1 protein-coding gene is annotated in these 268 nt (G+C 44.4%); it reads right to left on the reverse strand.

Annotation, left to right across the window (positions count from 1 at the left end; genetic code table 11):
* On the reverse strand, window positions 1-268 hold a 268-nt coding region (locus SB749_RS19650), incomplete at both ends, for a hypothetical protein (protein ID WP_410711786.1).

Genomic DNA, 268 nt, shown 5'->3' on the forward strand with positions numbered 1-268 from the left:
TACCGTTTAACCCCAAGTTTCTCCCCGCAGCTATAACTCCAGCCTTGCCTGTCAATTCAGCCTGGTAAATCTTACTGGTTCTTATTTCCTTAGTTGCTGAGAATGTTCTGACTCGTTCAGAATAAGTCCCCCCCTTAAAGAAAGGGCTACCGTAGGGGTAAACTGTTGTTGTTTCTGGACTACCACTGGTGTAAGAAAAATCCCCCGTATAAGTATTAAGAATTTTTCCGCTAATACTCATATCACGCGCAGCCGCAATAGAACCACC

The organism is Brevibacterium sp. SIMBA_078 (assembly GCF_046534565.1).
GTDB lineage: Bacteria > Actinomycetota > Actinomycetes > Actinomycetales > Brevibacteriaceae > Brevibacterium.